At 41.4% G+C, this 7,504-nt stretch carries 9 protein-coding genes and 1 rRNA gene; 1 reads left to right on the top strand and 9 read right to left on the bottom strand.

Annotation, left to right across the window (positions count from 1 at the left end; all coding sequences use genetic code 11):
- The 4 genes from G400_RS0108465 to G400_RS0108450 all read right to left on the bottom strand — a co-directional run.
- Nucleotides 1-244 (bottom strand): 16S ribosomal RNA (locus G400_RS0108465); the annotation flags it as partial.
- A 342-nt stretch (nt 245-586) separates the two neighbouring features.
- The gene (locus tag G400_RS14840) at nt 587-952 is read right to left on the bottom strand and encodes a hypothetical protein (protein WP_017261142.1); all 366 of its coding nucleotides are present in this window, start codon (nt 950-952) and stop codon (nt 587-589) included.
- A gap of 33 nt (nt 953-985) precedes the next feature.
- Nucleotides 986-1,366: a CvfD/Ygs/GSP13 family RNA-binding post-transcriptional regulator gene (locus tag G400_RS0108455; RefSeq protein ID WP_017261143.1), complete on the bottom strand. Its 381-nt coding sequence runs from the start codon at nt 1,364-1,366 to the stop codon at nt 986-988.
- A 23-nt stretch (nt 1,367-1,389) separates the two neighbouring features.
- On the bottom strand, nt 1,390-1,974 hold the full coding sequence (locus G400_RS0108450) for a peptidylprolyl isomerase (protein WP_017261144.1): 585 nt from the start codon (nt 1,972-1,974) through the stop codon (nt 1,390-1,392).
- Nucleotides 1,975-2,332: 358 nt separating this feature from the next.
- On the opposite strand from G400_RS0108450, the gene G400_RS0108445 reads away from it, so the two are divergent.
- Complete coding sequence (locus G400_RS0108445) at nt 2,333-2,974, top strand: VTT domain-containing protein (protein WP_017261145.1); 642 nt, start codon at nt 2,333-2,335, stop codon at nt 2,972-2,974.
- Between the two features lie 67 nt (nt 2,975-3,041).
- Here G400_RS0108445 and G400_RS0108440 read toward each other — a convergent pair whose 3' ends face one another.
- The 5 genes from G400_RS0108440 to G400_RS0108420 all read right to left on the bottom strand — a co-directional run bounded on the left by G400_RS0108440 (nt 3,042) and on the right by G400_RS0108420 (nt 7,436).
- On the bottom strand, nt 3,042-3,692 hold the full coding sequence (locus tag G400_RS0108440) for a TIGR01906 family membrane protein (protein ID WP_017261146.1): 651 nt from the start codon (nt 3,690-3,692) through the stop codon (nt 3,042-3,044).
- Nucleotides 3,689-4,477: a TIGR01457 family HAD-type hydrolase gene (locus G400_RS0108435; RefSeq protein ID WP_026017064.1), complete on the bottom strand. Its 789-nt coding sequence runs from the start codon at nt 4,475-4,477 to the stop codon at nt 3,689-3,691. The genes G400_RS0108440 and G400_RS0108435 overlap by 4 nt, the downstream gene beginning before the upstream one ends.
- 15 nt (nt 4,478-4,492) lie before the next feature.
- Nucleotides 4,493-5,212 carry a YutD family protein gene (locus G400_RS0108430; protein WP_017261148.1) on the bottom strand — a complete coding sequence of 240 codons (720 nt, stop codon included), beginning with the start codon at nt 5,210-5,212 and terminating at the stop codon, nt 4,493-4,495.
- A gap of 50 nt (nt 5,213-5,262) precedes the next feature.
- Entirely contained in the window at nt 5,263-5,874 is a 612-nt protein-coding gene (locus G400_RS0108425; protein ID WP_017261149.1) for a metallophosphoesterase, read from the bottom strand.
- Between the two features lie 170 nt (nt 5,875-6,044).
- On the bottom strand, nt 6,045-7,436 hold the full coding sequence (locus tag G400_RS0108420) for an amino acid permease (RefSeq protein ID WP_017261150.1): 1,392 nt from the start codon (nt 7,434-7,436) through the stop codon (nt 6,045-6,047).
- Between the last annotated feature and the right edge of the window lie 68 nt (nt 7,437-7,504).

Raw genomic sequence — 7,504 nt, 5'->3', positions numbered from 1 at the left:
GAAACCATCTTTCAAGCGAAAACCATGTGGTTTTCGTTGTTATGCGGTATTAGCATCTGTTTCCAAATGTTATCCCCCACTTTAGGGCAGGTTACCCACGTGTTACTCACCCGTTCGCCACTCACTTCAATGTCTCGTCAATCTGGTGCAAGCACCGTCAATCAAAAACCGAAGTGCGTTCGACTTGCATGTATTAGGCACGCCGCCAGCGTTCATCCTGAGCCAGGATCAAACTCTCAAATTAATGAGTTATTTGAAATAGCTCTTGTTTTGTTGTTACTTGGTTATAAAGTGAATTGACTTCACAATTGTAAATTGCTTCGAACTTTCGTTCAAAGACCCTACATATTTGATTCGTCGAAACGTTGTTCAGTTTTCAAAGATCTACTTCGTTGCCTCAAGACAACTATTTGATAATATCATTCAAACTCAACTGTGTCAATTAAAAGTTGAAGAACTTTTTTGTTTCACAATCGATCCAGATGATTGCTGCATCAACATTCCGTAGCAGCAAGTAATACTATATCAATCACATGAATCTGGGTCAAGTCAAATTTCAAAAAAAATGAAAAATAGTTTATTTCAGTTAATCAAACACTGGTGCAGAGTCAAACTTAACGTCATGGAATAGCATATGCAACTGATCTCCTTGAACAAAGTCAAGGCCTTGATCAAGTGCACGTTGCTTCAACTCTGACGTAATTTGAAGATGATCAAAAACAAACAGTGAGACATTGGCCTCACCTATCTCACAAGTTGTTAACTCGCTTAACCTTAATTGTTCGAGATCTACTTCTAAAGCATCGTGCAAACATTCAAGAATACTTGCCAACGCAGTCTTATCTTCCAAAACCTTAGTACAGAAAAAGCCGTAATTGCCATCATCCTTAGTAACCAAAAAGCTTGGGATGCCATCATTGATTGTCAAAATAGTCCCTGCAACTTGTTTCATAAAACTCTTTCATCCTCCTCTTACAACTTAACATTACTTCAAAAACCGTTGACGAGCTTCCGCCAGCCACCCATCCATTGCATCTGCAATTGGTTGAAAACCCGTGTGAACATGATAATTTGTCCAATACCGCTTGTGCACATCACGGGCGTTGACCACCGGTACATCTTCTTGATCCTCTTCCAAACAGCGTAATGACAGACTGATCTTTTGTGAGTACTCATCTATATCAAGTATTTTAGCCCGTACAGACTGTCCCACCTTTAGATAGTCATGGATATCACGTACAAACCCATAATGTGTCTCTGAAATGTGAATGAGCCCTTGATGAGTTTCATCTAAACTAATAAAAGCACCATACGGCTGAATCCCAGTTACCACACCAGTCACTGTTTGACCAATCTGGTACTTCATAAACCGCGCCTCCCCGCAACTTATTACGCTTCGCTCACGGAGACACTGTTGATTAAAATTGGCGTATCTGGACGATCCTCATAGTTAGTTGAAACCTTAGCCATCTCATCCACAACATCCATTCCCTCAATAATTTGCCCGAAAACAGTATGATGTCCATCAAGCCATGGTGTACCACCCTGCTCATACTTGGCAATAACTTCGCTGGCTAATCCCATTCCCTTTAATTGTTCGATCATATCTGAAGGAACTCGACTTGCCTGCACGATGAAAAATTGGCTACCATTAGTATTTGGACCAGCATTAGCCATTGATAATGCGCCTCTAAAATTAAACAGCTTATCTGAAAACTCATCTTCAAACGTTTGCCCGTAAATGCTTTCACCACCGGCACCAGTGCCTGTTGGGTCACCACCTTGAATCATAAAATCAGCAATAACACGGTGAAAACTTACACCGTCATAATAGCCATTTTTTGCAAGGCCAACGAAATTCGCAACCGTTTTGGGTGCCTGGTCTTCAAACAATTGGAATTTAATATCGCCCATCGTCGTGTGCAGCGTTACTTGTGGGCCCTTAGCCTCGCCAATTTCAATCTGTGGATACATTTTTATTCTCCTTACTACAGCTCGTTTTATTTTTATACGCATTTTCCTGTTCACATTCTCATTGAAGAATGTCAAATCTTTATCATTGTAAACAACCGACTGCTGACATGCAATTGTTGGTGACCGTTTTTGCCCTCACTTATCCTATATTTACTTCTCATGTGTAATTGAAACCAACACCACTATGATTGCAATGACAATATTAGGCCAGTCTGTCATTGTGATTTTGAAACTTTTTGTTAATTTCCATATATTCGCTTAATCGCCTATTTTGTTTGCCACTCATTTCTGCTATAGTGAGCCCATTGTCATTTGACATCTTAACAAACTTACTTTTGCAAATTAGAGAGGATTACCTATGTCGACCCTAATTGATTTCGTTTTACATATTGACGCGCACCTTGTTTCACTCGTCAATAACTTTGGTAACTGGACTTATCTCATACTGTTTGCCATTATCTTTATTGAAACCGGTGCGGTGATTCTGCCGTTCTTGCCGGGTGACTCACTGGTATTTGCAGCTAGCGCACTTGCCGCAAACAGCTTATATCACCTGAATATTTGGACCTTTGTCATTCTATTCCTGATAGCTTGTATCTCTGGTGATTCACTTAACTTTATCATCGGTCAGCGTATCGGCCATGCCTTGTCGAATCATTCTCTGTTTGGAAAACTGATTCGCAAAGATGCGCTTGAACGTTCAGAAACGTTCTTCAATGCCCATGGCGCGATGGCCATCATTCTGGCACGGTTTATGCCAATCATCCGAACTTTTGCCCCATTTGTCGCTGGTGGTAGTAATATGCCGTACCGTCGCTTTATCCGTTTTTCCTTGATCGGCTGTATTTCATGGGTAACCCTATGTTCTGCTGGGGGATATTTCTTTGGTAACATTCCGTTTGTCAAAGCGCACTTCTCTGCAGTCGTTTTAGGCATCATCATCATCTCGTTGATTCCTGCCGTAGTTGGTTATATTCGTGGGAAAGTTAAGGCGTCATAATTTTGCCAAATAAAAGCACGTCGCTTAGCATACTGTGATTTCACACAGTGCTAAACGACGTGCTTTTTTAGTGTTTCAAAACTAGTCCGTGCCTTAAACTATGCTGGCCGACTAGTAAGCCAACGATTATCCACGTTTCAATTAAAACAAAAAACAATGCGAAACAGGCAAGAAAGAAACTAGCTGGCAACGCGTTGATAATCGCATCCTGATTGGGGTCAAACAACCAATCGTCATTTCTAAACAGCAGTTTATGAAATGTGATAAAAAAACTTTCAAAATTCAAGCTCATAATCACACCGATAACGGGAGCAACAGGCAACGCAATCCGCATCGGAATGATCAACTGCCATAAACGGCTTTCCCGATACATTCGCCACAGTCCCCACGCTGTAACTATAGCCGTTATAATCAGGACTACATTATTGAGTAACAACAAGTTCTTTACATCTGCGAAGTGTTTGAGCGCTCCCTCCGAATCAGTAAAATTATTCATGTGTAGCCGCTCCACCCATGGAAAATCTAAGTACTGGAGCAACTGATAATAATTTTTCAGCATCGTTTGCCGATTCAAATTTACATCATGCAAAATTGTTGTGGTTGATAACATGATGCGATATAGCCAGACAGCATGGACTGTCAGAAAAATTGAACTTGTTAAGATAAAAAACCAGCCACACAAATAGCGTAGCCAGTGGTTTACTTTTTTAATAATCATCCGTGTAACCGCCATTTAGTTAAATCTGACACCACATACGTCGGAACAATATCTGCATCGCCTGCGGGAGCCTGTTTAGTTAGTCCTGTCAGTGTCAGCAGAGAGTCCATGTTTGCATTCTTTGCGGCCATAATATCAGTATGCAGGTTGTCGCCAATCATCAGCACATCTTCTCGCGGCAATTGAATCCTGTTGAGTGCCTCGTTCATGATGATTTTAGCGGGTTTACCGATGGTGATTGGTTTCTTTCCTGTCGCATAACGGACAAAATCGACAACCGCTCCAGCGCCCGGCAACATCCCCCGCTGATTTGGAATATTAGTATCCAGATTAGTCCCTACGAACTGTGAGCCATGCTGAATAGCCAACACAGCCTGTACGAATTTTTCATAGGTAACCTCACGATCAAGTCCAACAACCGTAAACGTTGGTGCAAACGATGCATCAGCAACCAGTGCAAAGCCAACATTACGCAATGCATCCTGAAGTCCACGTTCCCCAATAACATAGGCAGTTAATGGTTTATCCGCCGCCAAACGACGCAAATAGTCCGCTGTAGCTAAAGCAGTCGTGTACACATGTGCTGCCGTCGTGGCGATGTGGTGATGTGCGCGCAGATTTTCCGCGACATCTTCAGGACTACGCGTAGAATTGTTTGTTACAAACAAATAGGGAATCTCACTATCAATCAGCCGTTGCATAAACGTTTGGGCCGTTTTAATTTCCTTGGTCCCCTGGTAGATGGTGCCGTCTAAATCAATAAAATAACCTGAATAACGCTTCATCATTCAAAATCCTCACTATTTATCGTTATTCTGAGTCTGCGAATGCGATTTTTGTCTAATTGTAAAATGACGCCGCGAAGGTCGTCTGTTTTGCGTAGACTGAACTTGCTGTCCACTATGACCAGTGGGCCGCGTTGTTTTACTAACCGTACGTTCCTTCGTGTAAGCTGTTTCTTTTTTATGATGTGTTTCAAACTGGTGACGCTGTTGTCCGTTCTGCTTTTGATTCCGCTGATTCGTCGAGCTATCATTTTTCCGCGCTGTTTGGGCCGTTTTAGTTTCCTGACCACCATTGCTTCGACGCCGTCTTGAACGATGGGAACGTTGATGTTCTTCCTTTTGTGGTCGATCTTGTTGCTCAATTTCAACGTCTAAATTATGAAGCACAAAATAGGCACAGCCAAAATTACAATACTCATATAGATAATCTTGCAGCGCCGTTATCGTTTGACTCACTGGTACATTGCGTTTTTTAGCAGCATAAAAGCCTTTTAACCGAAGTTGATCAAATCCCCAGTCCCCGACCAAGAAATCATACTTACTCAAAACAGTACTATATCGCTCAGCAAATTTATGCACATCAAACGCATCGTGAAAATTAGTCACTAATTCGTATGGATGCCCGTTAATAAAGAATTGTTGCTCGTTTTCACGAACAATGGTAAACATCGCAGCTCGCTTTTCTTGAGCTTCCTGAGCAAGCTCTTGGATGTGTTCACGATCGATAACGATCACCTTCCTAACCTTTGTTACAACAATAATTACATATCATATTTTACAAACAACTAATGACGTTTTTTATAATCAACCGCCTTGCCCTCAATCATTTGCTCGATTTCTGCAAACGAAAATGGTCGACCAAATGGAATTTCGTGATCAATATAGCTCTTTTCAGGCGTATCAACACCAACATTAATATTTTCCTTGGCCGGAAAAGCATAATGGTGAATGTGACCATGCAAATTGATAATATTACCAACGATCCCCATAGAGAATGGGTAGTGTGTTAAATAATACTGTCGGTGATCATATTTCAAATACGCGCCAACATCGTGGAATTCAAACTTTGGTTTTCCATCAAGCATGTTTTCGTTATGTGCTGCCAAATATTTAAACAATGCACGGTTATCATGATTGCCCTTAATCAACACAATGTGACCATTCAACCGATGCAAAATGTCGTTCACCGCAATGTGTGACGTGATAGCTGGCCGTGTGAAGTACATCGCGATATCACCTAAATGATAAACCGTGTCCGTATCTGTAACGACAGAATTCCAATTTTTAATAATCGTCTCATTCATGTCTTCGACGGTCAAAAAAGGTCGTGGAGCGAAGTCGTTCATCCCTAGTAACTCTTTATGATAAAAATGTGTGTCCGACGTAAAATACCGCATCCGCAAACCTCCCGTCAATTTCGTCTATTTATTGTACCACATGTTACCATGAACCACCTTGTCGAGACCGCCTGCCCCTGCTTAATGCTCCATTATCAAATGACAAAACAAAAGCCATTATCTGTCCGTTCAAACGGCAAGGTAATGGCTTTAAAAAATCTATTTAATCATCAATCATGTTGTGCCATTTCGGATTCAGCCTTCATGCTAATTGACTTCGCAACAAACAAAAAGATAAACCAAGCTACAGCACCAATAAGTGCAATCAATGTTTCCGTCTTAAATAACATCACAATTGCTACGAAACCAAGAAAGATCAATACCAAGTAATCAGTTAATGGTGCAAACGGCATTTTGAAATCAGCTAATGGAAGATGTTGTGTCTTCATTGATTGCCGATATCTCAAGTGCGCAACGATGATCAACCCCCAAATGAGAATAAAACATGTCGTTGCAACACTGGAAATAAAGGTAAATACACCAGCAGGAAATAAGAAATTCAAAACTACCGCGATAGCAATAATCAAAGTTGAGAAACGTAATGCATTAGCTGGCACCTGATGTGAAGATAACTTACTCATCCGTTTGGAAAAGCGTGACTTACCACCATACGTCAATGAGTATAGCATTCGACCAGTTGTAAACAGAGAACTGTTACATGCCGAAGCGGCTGCAGTCAATACAACAAAATTAATAATACCAGCAGCTGCTTTAATCCCAACATTTTGAAAGACTTGAACAAATGGACTGCTGGATGGTGACACATAAGACCACGGATAGATACTCATAATAACCAACAGCGAACCCACGTAAAATAAGATAACCCGCATGGGAATTTCATTGATTGCCTTGGGAATAACTTCATGCGGATTGGCCGTTTCAGATGCAGTCATCCCCACCATTTCAATTCCGACAAACGCAAACACAACCATCTGAAATGAGAGAACAAATCCCTTTGCACCCTTGGCAAAAAAGCCACCATCACGAAATAAATTGCCAAAGGACGCGTGACCGACAGGCGTTTTAATCGAAAGAAAGATCATTGCCAGCCCGCCAACAATCAGCGCAATAATCGCCACAATTTTAATGATGGCAAACCAAAATTCTGCCTCGCCAAACGCCTCTACAGTGATTAAGTTTAAACACAACAGCACAATTAAAATCACAAAACCTGGTAACCACTGCGGCACTTTTGGAAACCAAAACTGAAAGTACAATCCAGCAGCCGTGATTTCTGCCATGGCAATTGTGATCCATGATACCCAGTAGGTCCATCCAACCACAAAGCCAGTGCGTTTACCTATGTAGCGGTCAATAAAGTCGATAAATGAGTGTTGCGATAAATCCGACATGAGCAACTCGCCCAAAGCACGCATCAGCCAAAAGCACATCAATCCAGTCAACATATACACTAAAATAATGGCTGGCCCCGCCAGATGAATGGATTGTCCAGCTCCTAAAAACAGCCCGGTCCCAATTGTTCCACCTAGCGCGATAAGTTGTACATGCCGACTTTTTAACGATCGCGATAATTCTTGCTGATCCGTTTGATTTTCTGCCATCGAATCCTCTACTTTCCGTATGTCCGTTTAAAATTAGTACTCGCTAATTCATAAATTATATTATACGA

The sequence above is a fragment of the Furfurilactobacillus rossiae DSM 15814 genome (genome assembly GCF_000428925.1).
In the GTDB taxonomy this organism is placed as follows: domain Bacteria; phylum Bacillota; class Bacilli; order Lactobacillales; family Lactobacillaceae; genus Furfurilactobacillus; species Furfurilactobacillus rossiae.
Note: the sequence above shows the minus strand (reverse complement) of the source record. Positions and strands in the feature narration are given on the sequence as shown.

What these genes read in the sequence shown, in the direction of transcription:
- G400_RS0108440 (WP_017261146.1), bottom strand. Translation starts at nt 3,692, where the DNA reads ATGATTATTAAAAAAGTAAACCACTGGCTACGCTATTTGTGTGGCTGG.
- G400_RS0108450 (WP_017261144.1), bottom strand. Translation starts at nt 1,974, where the DNA reads ATGTATCCACAGATTGAAATTGGCGAGGCTAAGGGCCCACAAGTAACG.
- G400_RS0108435 (WP_026017064.1), bottom strand. Translation starts at nt 4,477, where the DNA reads ATGAAGCGTTATTCAGGTTATTTTATTGATTTAGACGGCACCATCTAC.
- G400_RS0108420 (WP_017261150.1), bottom strand. Translation starts at nt 7,436, where the DNA reads ATGGCAGAAAATCAAACGGATCAGCAAGAATTATCGCGATCGTTAAAA.
- G400_RS0108455 (WP_017261143.1), bottom strand. Translation starts at nt 1,366, where the DNA reads ATGAAGTACCAGATTGGTCAAACAGTGACTGGTGTGGTAACTGGGATT.
- G400_RS0108445 (WP_017261145.1), top strand. Translation starts at nt 2,333, where the DNA reads ATGTCGACCCTAATTGATTTCGTTTTACATATTGACGCGCACCTTGTT.
- G400_RS14840 (WP_017261142.1), bottom strand. Translation starts at nt 952, where the DNA reads ATGAAACAAGTTGCAGGGACTATTTTGACAATCAATGATGGCATCCCA.
- G400_RS0108425 (WP_017261149.1), bottom strand. Translation starts at nt 5,874, where the DNA reads ATGCGGTATTTTACGTCGGACACACATTTTTATCATAAAGAGTTACTA.